At 53.3% G+C, this 15,472-nt stretch carries 14 protein-coding genes and 1 other annotated feature; of the genes, 7 read left to right on the top strand and 7 right to left on the bottom strand.

All coding sequences use genetic code 11. The annotated features are described in order from the left end of the window. Positions 1 to 85: 85 nt before the first annotated feature. The 5 genes from recR to H650_RS19740 form a co-directional block, all read right to left on the bottom strand. Entirely contained in the window at positions 86 to 691 is a 606-nt protein-coding gene (gene recR / locus H650_RS19760; RefSeq protein ID WP_017460002.1) for a recombination mediator RecR, read from the bottom strand. Continuing rightward, positions 691 to 1,020 carry a YbaB/EbfC family nucleoid-associated protein gene (locus H650_RS19755; protein ID WP_007373594.1) on the bottom strand — a complete coding sequence of 110 codons (330 nt, stop codon included), beginning with the start codon at positions 1,018 to 1,020 and terminating at the stop codon, positions 691 to 693. Before H650_RS19755 ends, recR begins: the two co-directional genes overlap by 1 nt. Before the next feature lie 81 nt (positions 1,021 to 1,101). Further along, entirely contained in the window at positions 1,102 to 3,039 is a 1,938-nt protein-coding gene (gene dnaX / locus H650_RS19750) for a DNA polymerase III subunit gamma/tau (RefSeq protein ID WP_044489580.1), read from the bottom strand. After that, positions 1,705 to 1,769, bottom strand: a sequence feature (DnaX frameshifting element). Its footprint overlaps the gene before it by 65 nt. A 121-nt stretch (positions 3,040 to 3,160) precedes the next feature. Next, positions 3,161 to 3,712, bottom strand: a complete 552-nt coding sequence (apt, locus tag H650_RS19745; protein ID WP_017459999.1) for an adenine phosphoribosyltransferase — start codon at positions 3,710 to 3,712, stop codon at positions 3,161 to 3,163. A gap of 153 nt (positions 3,713 to 3,865) precedes the next feature. After that, positions 3,866 to 4,243, bottom strand: coding sequence for a DUF454 family protein (locus H650_RS19740; RefSeq protein WP_020456814.1), 378 nt, complete (start codon positions 4,241 to 4,243; stop codon positions 3,866 to 3,868). Positions 4,244 to 4,311: 68 nt separating this feature from the next. Between H650_RS19740 and priC the strand changes: the two genes are divergently transcribed. After that, positions 4,312 to 4,839 (top strand): primosomal replication protein N'', encoded by a 528-nt coding sequence (priC, locus tag H650_RS19735; protein ID WP_020456813.1) that lies wholly within the window; start codon positions 4,312 to 4,314, stop codon positions 4,837 to 4,839. 13 nt (positions 4,840 to 4,852) lie between these two features. Beyond that, positions 4,853 to 5,008 (top strand): pleiotropic regulatory protein RsmS, encoded by a 156-nt coding sequence (rsmS, locus tag H650_RS24890; protein WP_020456812.1) that lies wholly within the window; start codon positions 4,853 to 4,855, stop codon positions 5,006 to 5,008. Positions 5,009 to 5,022: 14 nt separating this feature from the next. Here the strand turns inward: rsmS and mscK are convergent, their stop codons facing one another. Both mscK and acrR read right to left on the bottom strand, forming a co-directional pair. Beyond that, positions 5,023 to 8,379: a mechanosensitive channel MscK gene (gene mscK / locus H650_RS19730; RefSeq protein WP_020456811.1), complete on the bottom strand. Its 3,357-nt coding sequence runs from the start codon at positions 8,377 to 8,379 to the stop codon at positions 5,023 to 5,025. Between the two features lie 127 nt (positions 8,380 to 8,506). Beyond that, entirely contained in the window at positions 8,507 to 9,160 is a 654-nt protein-coding gene (gene acrR / locus H650_RS19725; protein ID WP_020456810.1) for a multidrug efflux transporter transcriptional repressor AcrR, read from the bottom strand. A gap of 142 nt (positions 9,161 to 9,302) precedes the next feature. On the opposite strand from acrR, the gene acrA reads away from it, so the two are divergent. From acrA to maa, 5 genes are all read left to right on the top strand, one after another. Further along, positions 9,303 to 10,496, top strand: coding sequence for a multidrug efflux RND transporter periplasmic adaptor subunit AcrA (acrA, locus tag H650_RS19720; protein ID WP_020456809.1), 1,194 nt, complete (start codon positions 9,303 to 9,305; stop codon positions 10,494 to 10,496). A gap of 22 nt (positions 10,497 to 10,518) precedes the next feature. Next, positions 10,519 to 13,668, top strand: a complete 3,150-nt coding sequence (gene acrB / locus H650_RS19715) for a multidrug efflux RND transporter permease subunit AcrB (RefSeq protein WP_020456808.1) — start codon at positions 10,519 to 10,521, stop codon at positions 13,666 to 13,668. 527 nt (positions 13,669 to 14,195) lie between these two features. Further along, entirely contained in the window at positions 14,196 to 14,570 is a 375-nt protein-coding gene (gene tomB / locus H650_RS19710; protein ID WP_020456807.1) for an Hha toxicity modulator TomB, read from the top strand. Positions 14,571 to 14,593: 23 nt separating this feature from the next. Next, positions 14,594 to 14,812 carry a hemolysin expression-modulating protein Hha gene (hha, locus tag H650_RS19705; RefSeq protein WP_017459990.1) on the top strand — a complete coding sequence of 73 codons (219 nt, stop codon included), beginning with the start codon at positions 14,594 to 14,596 and terminating at the stop codon, positions 14,810 to 14,812. A gap of 76 nt (positions 14,813 to 14,888) precedes the next feature. Further along, on the top strand, positions 14,889 to 15,455 hold the full coding sequence (gene maa / locus H650_RS19700; RefSeq protein WP_020456806.1) for a maltose O-acetyltransferase: 567 nt from the start codon (positions 14,889 to 14,891) through the stop codon (positions 15,453 to 15,455). Positions 15,456 to 15,472: the final 17 nt, after the last annotated feature.

Here is a 15,472-nt window from a genome sequence, read left to right as displayed (position 1 = left end):
TTACAAGGTAAAAATGCGTTGAGGGAGAAGTGGGGATATTGGCGGGAATTTTCAAGCGGAGGCAAAAATTTCTGCCTCCGTTTGGTTAAAAACGAATCTTGTGGCGGCCGGCCAGCGAGTGCGACAGCGTCGTCCCGTCAACCATTTCCAGTTCGCCGCCCACCGGCACGCCGTGGGCGATACGGCTGGCTTCCACACCATACTGCGCGCAAAGCTCAGCTATATAGTTAGCGGTCGCTTCACCTTCTACCGTCGGGTTGGTGGCGAGGATCAGCTCCTGGATTTTCTCGGACGCCAGACGCTGCTCCAGCCGGTCAAGGCCAATGTCGTCCGGGCCGATACCGTCGAGCGGTGACAGATGCCCCATCAGCACAAAGTAGCGACCAGAGAACTGCCCGGTCTGCTCAATGGCGTAGATATCTGCCGGGCTTTCCACCACACAGATTTGACCGTTTTCCTGGCGGCGCGGGTTGCTGCAAATGTTGCAGACTTCCTGCTCGGTGAATGTGCGGCAATCGGCACAGTGGCCGATTTCCGACATTGCCCGAGTGAGCGCCTGTGCCAGCCGCATGCCGCCGCTGCGATCGCGCTGCAACAGCGTAAACGCCATACGCTGCGCCGACTTCGGGCCAACGCCCGGCAGGCAGCGCAGTGCTTCCATAAGCTGCGTTAACAGCGGGCTGGTCTGCATCAGAACGGCATCTTAAAGCCTGGCGGCAGCGACATACCGGAAGAGACGGAGGCCATTTTCTCTTTCTGCGTTTCGTCAATGCGGCGAGCGGCATCGTTAAAAGCAGCGGCAACCAGATCTTCCAGCATCTCTTTGTCGTCTTCGAGCAGGCTCGGATCGATCTCCACGCGACGGCAGTTATGTGCGCCGTTGATGGTCACTTTCACCAGACCCGCGCCCGATTCGCCGGTCACTTCCAGCTGCGCGATCTCTTCCTGCATTTTCTGCATTTTTTCTTGCATCTGCTGGGCCTGCTTCATCAGGTTACCCAGACCGCCTTTTCCAAACATAGGCTTCTCTCTTTAGCTGTGGTGACTAACCAGAGTGATAAGTCACATTCAGGGTTGAAAACGGGTAGCCGCAGCTGCCCGTCAAAGGGGGCGGATACTCTCTTCGTCCAGATCCGCATCGAAAAAGCGTTGCAGCGTCTGGATGTTGCTATCCGCAATGATCGACTCGCGCGCCTGCGCAAGTTTTTCCTCATAGATTGCCTGGCGCCACTCCAGCGGCGTACGCACTGCCGGATTATCATCTTCAATGATAGTCAGTTCAACCGCCGCGCCATGTAATTCACTCAGCGCCTCGCCCAGCGTTTTCAACGCGCCCTGCGAGTTTAGATGGCGCTGAGAACTACGCAAATGCAGGCATATCCGTTCGCCGTCCTGCTCTTTCCAGGCGTTCAGCGCAACCTGCTCGACCAGTTTCGGCAATTTAAGCTGGCTGACTTCTTTCGCCCAGGCGTCGCGTTCTATCGCTTCTTCCGCCAGTTTTTTCGCCAGCTCTGGCGTTTTTTCATGCTCGAGCGCTTTTTTCAACGCTTTTGGCGTGGCGACAACTTCTTTTACCGTTTCCACGACCGTTGTCGCTTTCCAGCGATAGGCTTCTTTTTTGGCCGGAGCCTGTTCGAGCGCCGACGGAGCCGGACGCGATTGCACGCGCTCGGTCACCGAAGCCAGTCGTTCCAGCGCGGCGTTACTCACCGGCCGCGCGCGGGTTGCGGCTGCCGGTTCACTCTTTTTTGCTTTGTCGGCTCCCTGCGCGCGTTGCAGTTGTCTGCGCGCCGCCAGCACCTGGCTGGTCGCGTCGGGCATCGCTACATCTTGTGGCGGTGGCATCTGCGAAGGCATTTGCGGTGCGACAGCAACCTGCTGCGGCGCGACTACCGCCGTGGGTGCCACGGGAGCAAAAGAGTGTTGTGTTGCTTCCGGCGCGGCCAGCGGCATCCGCGGGTGGAAAGCCAGCGCGCGCAGCAGCGTCATCTCGACGCCCATACGCCTGTCCGGCGCAAACGGCAGCTCTTTGCGGCCAATCAGCAACGTCTGATAATAGAGCTGCACATCGGCAGGCGGTACCGTACGGGCCAGCTCACGCAGACGGTGTTCAACCGGCGCCATATCGCTGCCAAGCGCCGAAGGTGTGAGCTGAACCATCGCGATGCGGTGCAGTAACGTTTGCATTTCCAGCAGCAACGCATCCCACTCAACCCCGCGCGAGGCCGCATCGTTCACCAGCGCCATTGCGCGTTCGCCGTTGGCGGCGACGATCGCTTCAACCAGCGAAAGCGCCTGGTCGTCATTGAGCGTGCCGAGCATAGAACTGACCACGTCGGCGGAAAGCTGGCCGTTGCCGCTGGCTATCGCCTGGTCGGTCAGACTCAGCGCATCACGCAGGCTGCCGTCAGCGGCGCGCGCCAGCAGTTGCAGCGCGCGGGGTTCGTGTTCGATCTTCTCGTCGTCGAGAATATGTTCGAGCTGGTTACGGATCTGGTCGACATCCAGCGCTTTAAGATGGAACTGCAGGCAACGAGAGAGAATGGTCACCGGCAGTTTTTGCGGGTCGGTGGTCGCCAGCAGGAATTTGACATGTTCGGGCGGCTCTTCCAGCGTCTTTAACAGCGCGTTAAAGCTGTGACGCGAGAGCATATGCACTTCATCGATGAGATAAACTTTGAAACGCCCACGCGCCGGTGCGTACTGTACGTTGTCCAGCAGATCGCGCGTGTCTTCCACTTTGGTGCGCGAGGCGGCGTCAATCTCTATTAAATCAACAAAGCGGCCCTGCTCGATTTCGCGGCAGTTATCACAGACGCCGCACGGTGTGGCGGTGATGCCGGTTTCGCAGTTAAGCCCCTTCGCCAGCAAGCGGGCAATAGAGGTTTTTCCGACACCACGGGTGCCAGAAAACAGATACGCATGATGGATGCGTCCTGAGGATAAGCCGTTCGCCAGTGCGGTCAGCACATGCTCCTGGCCGACGACGTCAGCAAAAGTTTGTGGTCGCCATTTTCGGGCTAAGACCTGATAACTCATTGGCAGGCTCTGAAACGCTGGAAGGTGGATTTACGAAGGGATAATGCTAACACAGCCAGGCTGTGAATACACTCCATCCCTCAGGCGTGAGGAATGGAGGTAATTGGTGTAAACAGCGCGATTAATGCCCCGGGAACGGCACCAGGCTGTAGCTGGTAATGCCCTGTTTTTGCAGGCGCTGTTCGCCGCCGAGGTCGAACAGATTAATGATAAATGCGGCGTCGGTTACTTCACCACCCAGACGGCGAATCAGTTTTACGGTCGCCTCAATGGTGCCGCCGGTTGCCAGCAGATCGTCCACCACCAGCACTTTATCGCCTGGCTGGATCGCATCAACGTGGATCTCTAACTGATCGGTGCCGTACTCCAGCTCATAGCTTTCGGCGATGGTTTCGCGCGGCAGTTTACGCGGTTTACGCACCGGTACAAAACCGACGCCCAGACCAAGCGCGACCGGCGCGCCAAACAGGAAACCGCGCGCTTCGGTACCGACAACTTTGGTGATCCCGGCGTTTTTATAACGTTCAACCAGCAGTTCAATGCTGAGAGCGTACGCTTTCGGGTCTTCCAGCAAACTGGTGACATCACGGAACAGGATGCCCGGTTTCGGGTAATCCTGAATGCTTTTGATGCTGTTTTTAAGAAATTCAAGCTGCTGCGCAGTCGCTGTCATGGATTTTTTGCCTGATAGAAACGGTATTACTCACGGTACGCGCGTTGAAGGCTTGATGTAACCACTGATTAACATTTAATCAGCCGCACCCGTGCTCGAAAACGCTCGAATTTACTGGCAGTCCGCCACAATTGCAACTGCCTTCGCTGCGCTTTATGGTTTTTGTTGCTTTGCGTCAATCACCGGAATGCGCCACATAAAGAAAAGCAGACAGGCCAGAATGATCAGTAACAGAATTCGAACCCATAGCATGTTCACGAAATATAATGAAATGGCGAACGTAACCAGGATGACCGCAATCGCACGCGGCTTCGCGCCCGGCGGCATCGCACGGTACTGCTGCCAGTGGCGCAGATAGCCACCAAACCAGGAACGGTAGAGTAACCACTGGTGAAAACGCGGCGAAGATCGGGCGAAGCACCATGCTGCCAGCAATATAAAAGGAGTGGTTGGGAGCAGCGGCAACACCACGCCGAGCGTACCAAGGGCTACCGCCAACCAGCCTATGATGATTAAAATAGTGCGTTGCATAATGCGAATCGTTATCAGGATGAGCGGCTAATGTAGCACAGTCAGGATGATTTACAGGGGGAAGACGCGTGAAAAGCGCCGTGCTTTTACAGAGGCTGGAACAACAACTCGCGACGCTACGCCAGCAGGTCGCACCGCTGGCGCATCACGCCACGGTTAGCGCCCGTTTTGACAGGCATCTTTTTCAAACCCGCAGTACGCGGATGCAATCTTATCTTGATGAAAGTACAGCGAATATGGCGGCGTTACGCCACGCAGTTGAACATGGGCGGGTAGAACAAGTGGTCTGGCTGGCGGAGCATTTGACCGCGCAAATCGCGGCGTTGACGCGTGAAAGCGCCGTCTGGTCGTTACGCGAGTGGGATCACGCATCGCCGGGCATCGCACGCTGGCAGCGCAGACGCCTGAAGCATCAGGAGTATGAGCGTCGGCTGCTGGCAATGAAACAAGAACGCGAACAGCGTTTGCGCTCGGTCACTACGCTTGTTGAACAGCAACAGTTGCAGAAGGAAGTTGAAGCGTTTGCCGGCAGGCTCACCCGTTGCCGCCATGCGCTGGAGAAGATTGAAGGCGTGCTGACGCGCTTAACCCGTTAACCCAGGAGAGAGAATGTCACTGGAAAATGCCCCGGATGAGGTCAAGCTGGCGGTGGATTTGATTATGTTGCTGGAGCAGCATGATATTGCGCCTGAGCTGGTGCTCAAGGCGCTGGAGATTGTTAAAAAAGATTTTGAAAATAAACAACTGGCTGCCCCTCTTCCGTAAGAGGGGCCATATTTTTACTGCCCGACCGACGGTGTCGGATCGTCACCTTTTAGCTCACGCTTCACTTCGGTCAGCTCATCACCTTTACCATTACGCAGGTGCACTTCCAGCTGATTGAAGGCGATATCAATATTATTCTCGCGACACAGTTTATCGATGGTGCGGTTGAGCTCATCCACCGTATAGCTGCGATCGCGCAGTTCACGCACATACAGACGCAACTCGTGATCCAGCGTACTGGCGCCAAAAGTAGTGAAAAAGACGGACGGTTCCGGATCGTGCATCACTTTTGGATGCTCCATCGCCGCTTTCAACAACACTTTTTTCACCTTATCGAGATCTGAACCATAGGCCACGCCAATGCGGATCACCACGCGGGTGATGGTATCGGACAATGACCAGTTAATCAGACGTTCGGTGACGAACGCTTTGTTCGGGATGATGACCTCTTTGCGGTCAAAATCGGTAATGGTAGTGGCACGGATACGGATTTTGCTGACCGTACCGGAGAAAGTCCCAATTGTTACCGTATCGCCTATGCGCACCGGGCGTTCAAACAGAATAATCAGGCCGGAAACAAAGTTACCGAAAATTTCCTGTAAGCCGAACCCGAGACCAACCGACAACGCCGCTGCCAGCCATTGCAGTTTATCCCATGAGACGCCAAGCGAGCCGAACACGGTTAACGCGCCAACGGCAATAATGACGTAATTAAGGATAGTAGTGACGGCATAAGACGAGCCCTGGCGCATATTCAGCCGCGAGAGGATCAACACTTCCAGTAAGCCCGGTAAGTTGCGGATTAGCGCCCATGCCACCACAAAGACAATCACCGCAAACAGCAAGCTGCCAAGCGTCACGCTTTTCGTCACCGCCGCACCAGCTTCAGTGCCGTTGTAATGCCACAAGGTGATACTGTCGAGATAGGCGAAAACGGTGATCAAATCAGACCAAATCGCCCAGAACACCACGCCAAACAGCGCGACCATCACCAACATCGTGATACGCAATGTTTGCTGGTTAACCTGTTCCAGCGCAATGGTCGGTTCTTCTTGCGGTTCAGCCCCTTCTGCGCCCTCTTTCACCATATTCTGCCGACGCGCCAGCGCACGACGATACGCAATACGGCGTGCCGCTACGCTTAACCCTCGCAGCACCGTCTGGTAAAGCAGGTTCCAGATAATGACCAGGTAAACCGTTTCAATCCAGCGCCCGGAGAGGCGCAGCGTGGTGTAGAAATAACCTGTCGCCGTCAGCACCATTAAGGCAATCGGTACAATCGCCAGCACGGTGACCGTCACCAGACGAATACTGTGCGACTCTTTATCACGCCAGCTTTCGCGGAACATCGGCCACACCAGCGCGGTGATCACCAGCAAGTTGACCAGAATGACAAACTGCCCGATCACATCATCCATCAGATGCAGCGGGGAGAGTTCTGATACCACCGACCAGAAGTGCAGCGGCAATAATGCCAGGCTGATACGCACAATCTGCCGACGCCAGTGGCTGGTAAGCTGGGCGGGCATATTAAAGTGACTGACCGCAACGCCGTCTTTTTCCAGCACTTTCCAGCACAGGCCAAATACCAGCCAGAACAGCGCCAGTTTTTTACTGAATGCCCACAGCAGCTCGCTAATGTTTAGCTGCATGGTAAGCAGGATCAGCCCGACTGCCAGGATCAGCAAACAGACTGGCAAGGCCCGAATCAGATCGATAAAGATCGCTTTCGGCGTATGCAACTGGCTGTCGCTTCGCAATTGCCCGACCTGGGCGGCAAGTTTTGCCTGGTAGTTTTTCAGCCAGCGCAAACGCCAGCGGATCAGCCCGGCAATCAGTAATAATGGCAAACCGGCCAGGAAAGCAATGGCCACCGCTGGCCAGGCTTTTTCCCAGTTAACGGTGATTTTGGTGCTTTTAATCTGGTCGCGTAGCGCTTTCGGAAAAGCTTTGAACCACTCCCAGTCCATCGGCTTATTGCTGTTTACCCAGAAGATTTGCTGGGTCAGGATCTCCTGCAAGCTTTTCGACACGCTCATCAATTGCTGCTGATTCACCTGCAAGTTGATGGCCATCATGAGCTGGTTGCCAAGCTGCTTGTTCAGTTGATCGAGCAGTTCGCGGCGCATATCCACCACCTGCAACAGCGCGTCATGGACTTCGTCGTTAACCTCGGTCTGATGCCCTTCTTCCAGTTTGGCGACAAAGTTATCGCTCTGGAACAGGGCATCACGCTGCTGGTTGATATCGAACTGCTCAAGACGCAGATCCGCAATGCGGTTGGTCATATCTTCCAGTTCATCCGCCGACGGTAAGGTCTGCTGTTGCTGGTAGAGAATACGCGACAACAGCAAGCTGCCTTTCAATACGGAAATCTGTTCTTTTATATTGCGCTCAGACTGCAACGCACGATCGAGCCAGTTTTTCACCTTGATATTCTGCTGCACCAGCGCGTTACCGCTCTCTGTCGCGGCAATCAATTTCTGGCTCAGTTGATGGTTAATATCCAGCTCTTGTTTTACCAGCGGGTTCGCCTGGATACGCGCCGTTTCGTCCGGCGTGACCGCTTCTTGCGCGGTTTTTTCGGTTAGCGTCAGGCGCTTGCTGTTTACCGCTTCCTGCAATAACTGGAGCTGGTGTTCAAGGCGGTTACTGTTCGCAGTAACGTAATCGCGCTGCTTTTGCAGCGTGTCTTGCAATACCGTGTTGCCTTCCAGGCTTTTGCGCAGCTGCTCGATCTGCGCATTGAGCAATGCCTGCTGTACCAGCAACAAGTTTTGCTGCGAAGGACGCAGTGCGCCCTCGCCCGCTGCGGTGCCGTTCAGACGGTTGCGAATTTGCTGCAACTGCTGCGAAGCGGAGTACATAGAATTCTGCACACGCTCCGGCTGAGTCTGTAATGACACCAGTTGGCTGTTGTAATTGGATAAGTCGTTTTGCGCGGTTTGTAGATCTTCCAGCAGTTGTGTCACGCGGGATTCCAGCTGGCGCAGGGAGAGCGAGGCCAGCGTTTTACGCGTCTCGTCGTCGTTGTCTTTATCGTTAAGCGCGTTGAGCGCATCCGTTGCCTGGCGCAGTTTGTCTGGCGCTTGTGCGACTTTCTGCTTGAGCAGCGCGGTTTCTTGCTTGACCCGGTCAATTTTGTCGAGCGTGTCCAGCGTCTCCGTTAAATCCTGGATAACCAGTTTGTCCTGCGCGGAGTGCTCTTTTTGCTTATTCAGCGCGTCAAGCTGGCTTTGCACATCGGTGCGGGAAGGCAAATCGTTGGTTGTCTGCGCCCGGGCGACATTACTCGCAAGGCAAATAAAGACAAGAAACAATGCGGCGGCAAAAGCGGCGAACGTATTTCGCGTGCGATAGTTGTGCAACATAATTTGAGCGATCGTTTTCTGTTCGGGAAGGCGGCCGGAATAGCCACGCGCGCAAGAATATCACGCTGTTATGCAACAACCTAGCGAAGTGAGAAGCCTCCAGGAGAAATCCTGGCGGCTTGCAATGTTATGCGTTGAGCGCGAGCGGCTCAGCGCGCAGCGTCGGGCAGAGCTGGCACATCTCAAGCAAGACAGAAACGTAATCACGCGCTTCTTTTTTGAGGTCAAAAGATTGCGGGGCAAAGAGCCAGTTTTCCATAATCCCTGAAATATAGGCGCGTATAAGCACTGCGACGCGGCGGGTCAGTAAATTGTCCGGCAGCAATTTTGCCTGCATACATTCGCGGAGTGTAAGCTCGATTCGATCATAACTTTCCAGGCACAAATTCCGCTGCGCTTCTTGCACAATCGCCATTTCGCCGACAAACTCACATTTGTGAAAAATGATCTCCATCATTAAGCGACGCCGTTCTTCAACAACTGTTGCTTCAAGGATATAAACCAATATTTCTCTTAATACAGAGAGTGGATCGTCGGGGAATTTTGCCCGATACTCAGTCTCAAGATCGCTAATACTGGACTCTGATAGCTCCCATATTTCACTAAACAAATCCGACTTGTTTTTGAAGTGCCAGTAAATCGCGCCGCGAGTCACGCCTGCCGCCTGCGCAATTTCAGCCAACGAAGTTGCAGAAACGCCATTCTGCGAAAATAGACGCATGGCGACATCAAGAATGTGCTGACGAGTCTCCAGCGCCTGTTGTTTGGTTTTTCGTGCCATATGTTGGTGAATTTACAGGAGTCAGATTTACATACATTTGTGAATGTTTGTACCATAGCACGACCATAATATAAACGCAGCAATGGGTTTTTGGGCCATTGATCCATTGATCAATTTGAAATCGGACACTCGAGGTTTACTTATGAACAAAAACAGAGGGTTAACGCCTCTGGCGGTCGTTCTGATGCTTTCGGGCAGCTTAGCGCTTACAGGATGTGACGAAAAACCTGCGCAGCAGGGAGCAGGCCAGATGCCAGAAGTTGGCGTCGTAACGGTCAAAACTGAACCTCTGCAAATCACCACAGAACTGCCGGGCCGAACCAGTGCGTACCGCATCGCAGAAGTCCGCCCGCAGGTTAGCGGCATTATCTTAAAACGCAACTTCACGGAAGGCAGTGACGTTGAAGCTGGTGTCTCGCTCTATCAGATTGATCCGGCAACTTATCAGGCTGCTTACGACAGCGCGAAAGGCGATCTTGCTAAGGCGCAAGCTGCGGCGAATATCGCGCAGATGACCGTGAATCGTTATAAAAAGCTGCTCGGCACCAAGTACATCAGCCAACAGGATTACGACACCGCGCAGGCGGATGCACAGCAGGCTAATGCGTCGGTTGTCGCCGCAAAAGCAGCGGTTGAAAGCGCGCGTATCAATCTGGCTTACACCAAAGTGACCTCGCCAATTAGCGGCCGCACCGGTACCTCGAACGTAACGGAAGGCGCGTTAGTGCAGAGTGGGCAAACGACTGCGCTGACTACCGTGCAGCAGCTTGACCCGATCTACGTTGATGTAACCCAGTCGAGCAACGACTTCCTGCGCCTGAAACAAGAGATGGCCAATGGTTCTCTGAAACAGGAAAACGGCAAAGCGAAAGTGCAACTGGTCACCAATGACGGCATTGAGTATTCGCAGACTGGCACGCTGGAGTTCTCCGGTGTGACCGTAGACCAGACCACCGGTTCTATCACGCTGCGTGCTGTGTTCCCGAACCCTGACCACACCCTGCTGCCGGGCATGTTTGTGCGCGCCAGGCTTGAAGAGGGTGTAAACCCGAACGCGATGCTGGTTCCGCAGCAAGGCGTTGCCCGTACACCGCGCGGCGATGCAACGGTGATGGTTGTGGGCGAAGGTGACAAAGTTGAAATCCGTAATATCACTGCGACCCAGGCCATTGGCGACAAATGGCTCGTAACGGATGGCCTGAAAACCGGCGATCGCGTGATCATCACGGGCTTACAAAAAGTCAAACCGGGCGCGCAGGTGAAAGCGCAGGAAGTGACTTCTGACAATAAAGAGCAAGCCCAGGCCGGCGGCCAGTCAGAAAAACCGAAGTCTTAACTTAAACAGGAGCCGTTAAGACATGGCTAAGTTTTTTATCGATCGCCCCATATTTGCGTGGGTTATCGCGATTATCATCATGCTGGCGGGGGCGCTTTCGATCCTCAAATTGCCGGTAGCGCAGTATCCGACGATCGCGCCACCGGCAATTCAGATCACGGCTTCCTACCCAGGTGCTGATGCGAAAACGGTGCAGGATACCGTAACGCAGGTTATCGAACAGAACATGAACGGTATCGATAACCTGCTGTATATGTCCTCTGCCAGTGATTCCTCTGGTACGGTGCAGATCACTATCACCTTCGATTCCGGTACTGATGCGGATATCGCGCAGGTTCAGGTGCAGAACAAACTGCAGCTGGCGATGCCGTTGTTACCGCAGGAAGTACAACAGCAAGGCGTTAGCGTTGAGAAATCATCCAGTAGCTTCCTGATGGTTCTCGGTATGATCAGTACCGATGGCTCAATGACGCAGGAAGATATTGCCGACTATGTGGGCGCGACTATTAAAGATCCGGTCAGCCGTACTGCGGGCGTGGGTGATGTTCAGCTGTTTGGTGCGCAGTATGCAATGCGTATCTGGATGGATCCGAACAAACTCAATAACTTCCAGCTGACACCGGTTGACGTGATTACGGCTATTAAAGCGCAGAACGCCCAGGTAGCGGCTGGTCAGTTAGGCGGTACACCGCCGGTGAAAGGGCAGCAGTTGAACGCCTCCATCATCGCGCAGACCCGTCTGACCTCGACCGAAGAGTTTGGCAAAATCCTGCTGAAAGTGAACAGCGATGGCTCGCAGGTTCGTCTGCGTGATGTCGCGAAGATCGAACTGGGCGGCGAAAGCTACGACGTTATCGCCCGCTACAACGGTCAACCGGCAGCGGGTCTGGGGATTAAACTGGCAACCGGCGCGAACGCACTGGATACCGCCGAGGCAGTACGCGCGACTATTGCCAAACTGGAACCGTTCTTCCCGCACGGTCTGAAAGTGGTTTACCCGTACGACACCACCCCGTTCGTTAAGATCTCGATTAACGAAGTGGTGAAAACGCTGGTTGAAGCGATCGTGCTGGTGTTCCTGGTGATGTATTTGTTCCTGCAGAACTTCCGCGCAACGCTTATCCCAACCATCGCGGTGCCGGTGGTGCTGCTCGGTACTTTCGCCATACTCGCCGCGTTTGGCTACTCGATAAACACCCTCACCATGTTTGGTATGGTGCTGGCGATAGGTCTGCTCGTGGACGACGCCATCGTGGTGGTGGAAAACGTCGAGCGTGTGATGATGGAAGAGGGCTTGCCGCCGAAAGAGGCGACACGCCGCTCGATGGAGCAGATTCAGGGCGCGCTGGTCGGTATTGCGCTGGTTCTGTCAGCCGTATTTATCCCGATGGCCTTCTTTGGTGGTTCTACCGGCGCTATCTATCGCCAGTTCTCGATCACTATCGTTTCTGCGATGGTGCTCTCTGTACTGGTGGCGTTGATCCTGACGCCTGCGCTGTGCGCCACGATGCTGAAACCGGTCGCAAAAGGCGATCATGGCGAAGGCAAAAAAGGCTTCTTCGGCTGGTTCAACCGCATGTTCGAGAAGAGCACGCACCACTACACCGACAGCGTGGGCAACATCCTGCGCAGCACCGGTCGTTATTTGCTGCTCTATATCATTATCGTTGCGGGCATGGCGGTGCTGTTTGTGCGTCTGCCAAGTTCGTTCCTGCCGGATGAAGACCAGGGTGTATTTTTGACCATGGCTCAGTTGCCTGCGGGTGCGACTCAAGAACGCACGCAGAAAGTGCTGGATGAAGTGACGAAGTATTATCTGGAAAACGAGAAAGACAACGTTAACTCCGTCTTTACCGTTAACGGTTTCGGCTTCTCCGGTCGCGGTCAGAACACCGGTCTGGCATTCGTTTCGCTGAAAAACTGGGATGAACGCCCAGGTGAAGCGAACAAGGTTCCGGCCATTGCGGGCCGTGCCAGTGCGCACTTTGCATCGATTAAAGATGCGATGGTCTTCGCCTTTAACCTGCCAGCGATTGTCGAGCTGGGTACGGCTACCGGCTTTGACTTCCAGTTAATCGATCAGGCCAACCTCGGTCATGAGAAGTTAACGCAGGCGCGTAACCAGTTGTTTGGTGAAATCGCGCAGCATCCGGATCTGCTGGTCGGTGTGCGTCCTAACGGACTTGAAGATACACCGCAATTCAAGATCGATATCGATCAGGAAAAAGCGCAGGCGCTGGGCGTCTCAATTAGCGATATCAACACCACGCTGGGAGCAGCATGGGGTGGGAGCTACGTTAACGACTTCATCGACCGTGGTCGCGTGAAGAAAGTGTACGTGATGTCGCAGGCGAAATACCGCATGTTGCCAAGCGACATCGGTAACTGGTACGTCCGTGCAACCGATGGTCAGATGGTGCCGTTCTCGGCCTTCTCCACCACGCACTGGGAATATGGTTCACCGCGTCTGGAACGTTACAACGGTTTACCGTCAATGGAACTTCTTGGCCAGGCGGCTCCGGGTAAAAGTACCGGTGAAGCAATGGCAATGATGGAAGAACTGGCCAGCAAGTTGCCTACCGGCATCGGCTATGACTGGACGGGGATGTCCTACCAGGAACGTCTCTCCGGTAACCAGGCGCCAGCGCTGTACGCCATTTCGCTGATTGTGGTCTTCCTCTGTCTGGCGGCACTGTATGAGAGCTGGTCGATTCCGTTCTCGGTCATGCTGGTGGTGCCACTGGGGGTAGTTGGCGCATTGCTGGCGGCGACTTTCCGTGGCCTGACCAATGACGTGTACTTCCAGGTAGGCCTGCTGACAACCATTGGCTTGTCGGCGAAGAACGCGATACTTATCGTCGAATTCGCCAAGGATCTGATGGATAAAGAGGGTAAAGGGCTGATAGAAGCGACGCTCGAAGCAGTACGTATGCGTTTGCGCCCGATTCTGATGACGTCTCTGGCGTTTATCCTCGGGGTACTGCCGTTGGTTATCAGCTCCGGTGCAGGTTCCGGCGCGCAGAACGCCGTAGGTACCGGCGTAATGGGCGGCATGATCACCGCAACCGTACTGGCAATCTTCTTTGTTCCGGTGTTCTTTGTGGTGGTCCGCCGCCGCTTTAGCCGCCGCAGCGAAGATATCGAACATAGCCACAAGGTTGAGCAGCAGTAAGTTTCTCAGTCTCTATATTAGAAAAGGCCGCGCTTAGCGGCCTTTTTCACATCAACGCATTCGTCCATAAACGGCCATTAAAAGCATTTATTGTCTGTTTGTTTATTTTATGCTGCAAATATAAGGCATATAATTACTGTGTATTTGGGATAAAACTTTGATCGCCAGGTAATACTCTTAATTAACTAGTACAATCAGATTAAGTCAGAAAAATCCTGGTATAAAAATATTCCCATTTGAGGAATAATCTCAATTGCGCTAACTTAATGAATCGTAAGGATGCGCTAACAATAAAACGCATATCCGCGACATTTTATCTCCATTGAGTCGTTTGCTATTTCGTCCATTTTGGACAGAAAAACATATTATTTGTAATTTTTCATGATGGCACCATGAAATCCTATTCAGACTAGCTTATAGTTATATCAACATCATAAAGCAGCCTGTGTCTCTGGTCAGAGCAGAAGTTTCCCATCCTGAAACAGCGTTTGGTTAGTAAAAAATTACCACTCAGAAGGGGATGCGTTATGGACGAATACTCGCCGAAAAGGCATGATATTGCGCAGCTCAAATTTCTCTGCGAAACGTTGTACCATGATTGCATCGTTAATCTTGAAGAGAGCCATCATGGATGGGTTAACGATCCTACTTCAGCAATCAATTTGCAGTTAAACGAGCTGATAGAACACATAGCCACTTTCGCACTTAATTATAAAATTAAGTACAATGAAGATAATAAGCTGATTGAACTGATAGACGAATACCTCGACGATACGTTTATGTTGTTCAGTAGCTATGGCATAAATACACACGACTTACAGAAATGGCGTAAAACAGGTAACAAATTGTTCCGCAGTTTCGTCAATGTAAGCAAGGCTAATCCTGTTAGCCACTCTTGTTAATTTTTCAACACTAAGGTGAAGGTATGTCCGAAAAACCATTAACAAAAATTGATTATTTGATGCGTTTAAGACGCTGTCAGACAATTGATACCCTTGAACGTGTAATTGAAAAAAATAAATATGAACTTCCCGACGAGGAACTCGCGGTGTTTTATTCAGCAGCGGATCATCGTCTGGCAGAACTGACCATGAATAAGCTTTATGACAAAATCCCCTCCTCCGTGTGGAAGTTTGTGCGCTAATTATCCTGAATGTTTATCGAAGATTTTTCTACCGCAACATGGCGTTCAACCTTGGTGACAGGTGTATCCGCTCCCAATGAATGATGAAAAACAAAAAATGACAGCCGGCCTGCCCTACCGCCCGTCTGATGAAACCTTGCGTGCCGACCGTCTGCGTGCCCGCCAGTTGCTTCATCGCTATAACCATTCAGGCCCTGAGGAAAAAGCTGAACGCAAAGCCATTCTCAAAGATCTGCTTGGTAAAAGTGAAGATGCTTACATTGAACCCAGTTTCCGCTGTGACTATGGGTACAATATTTTCCTCGGTAAGTCGTTTTACGCTAATTTTGATTGCGTGATGCTCGATGTCTGCCCTATTCACATCGGCGACAATTGCATGCTGGCACCTGGCGTGCATATTTACACAGCAACGCATCCGGTTGATGCCGCTGAACGCATAAGCGGCATTGAATATGGAAAGCCCGTCACCATTGGCCATAACGTCTGGATTGGCGGGCGAGCGGTGATTAATCCTGGCGTCACAATCGGGGATAACGCCGTGATTGCTTCCGGTGCGGTTGTGGTCAAAGATGTACCACCCAATGTGATCGTCGGCGGTAACCCGGCGCAGATCATCAAAACACTGCCCCCCGCCGCGCGGTAACTGTTATCGTTTTTTGT

The sequence above is a fragment of the Enterobacter sp. R4-368 genome (assembly GCF_000410515.1).
In the GTDB taxonomy this organism is placed as follows: domain Bacteria; phylum Pseudomonadota; class Gammaproteobacteria; order Enterobacterales; family Enterobacteriaceae; genus Kosakonia.
This window is presented reverse-complemented; position numbering and strand designations above follow the sequence as displayed.

What these genes read in the sequence shown, in the direction of transcription:
- recR (WP_017460002.1), bottom strand. Translation starts at nt 691, where the DNA reads ATGCAGACCAGCCCGCTGTTAACGCAGCTTATGGAAGCACTGCGCTGC.
- H650_RS19755 (WP_007373594.1), bottom strand. Translation starts at nt 1,020, where the DNA reads ATGTTTGGAAAAGGCGGTCTGGGTAACCTGATGAAGCAGGCCCAGCAG.
- dnaX (WP_044489580.1), bottom strand. Translation starts at nt 3,039, where the DNA reads ATGAGTTATCAGGTCTTAGCCCGAAAATGGCGACCACAAACTTTTGCT.
- apt (WP_017459999.1), bottom strand. Translation starts at nt 3,712, where the DNA reads ATGACAGCGACTGCGCAGCAGCTTGAATTTCTTAAAAACAGCATCAAA.
- H650_RS19740 (WP_020456814.1), bottom strand. Translation starts at nt 4,243, where the DNA reads ATGCAACGCACTATTTTAATCATCATAGGCTGGTTGGCGGTAGCCCTT.
- rsmS (WP_020456812.1), top strand. Translation starts at nt 4,853, where the DNA reads ATGTCACTGGAAAATGCCCCGGATGAGGTCAAGCTGGCGGTGGATTTG.
- mscK (WP_020456811.1), bottom strand. Translation starts at nt 8,379, where the DNA reads ATGTTGCACAACTATCGCACGCGAAATACGTTCGCCGCTTTTGCCGCC.
- acrR (WP_020456810.1), bottom strand. Translation starts at nt 9,160, where the DNA reads ATGGCACGAAAAACCAAACAACAGGCGCTGGAGACTCGTCAGCACATT.
- acrA (WP_020456809.1), top strand. Translation starts at nt 9,303, where the DNA reads ATGAACAAAAACAGAGGGTTAACGCCTCTGGCGGTCGTTCTGATGCTT.
- acrB (WP_020456808.1), top strand. Translation starts at nt 10,519, where the DNA reads ATGGCTAAGTTTTTTATCGATCGCCCCATATTTGCGTGGGTTATCGCG.
- tomB (WP_020456807.1), top strand. Translation starts at nt 14,196, where the DNA reads ATGGACGAATACTCGCCGAAAAGGCATGATATTGCGCAGCTCAAATTT.
- hha (WP_017459990.1), top strand. Translation starts at nt 14,594, where the DNA reads ATGTCCGAAAAACCATTAACAAAAATTGATTATTTGATGCGTTTAAGA.
- maa (WP_020456806.1), top strand. Translation starts at nt 14,889, where the DNA reads ATGAATGATGAAAAACAAAAAATGACAGCCGGCCTGCCCTACCGCCCG.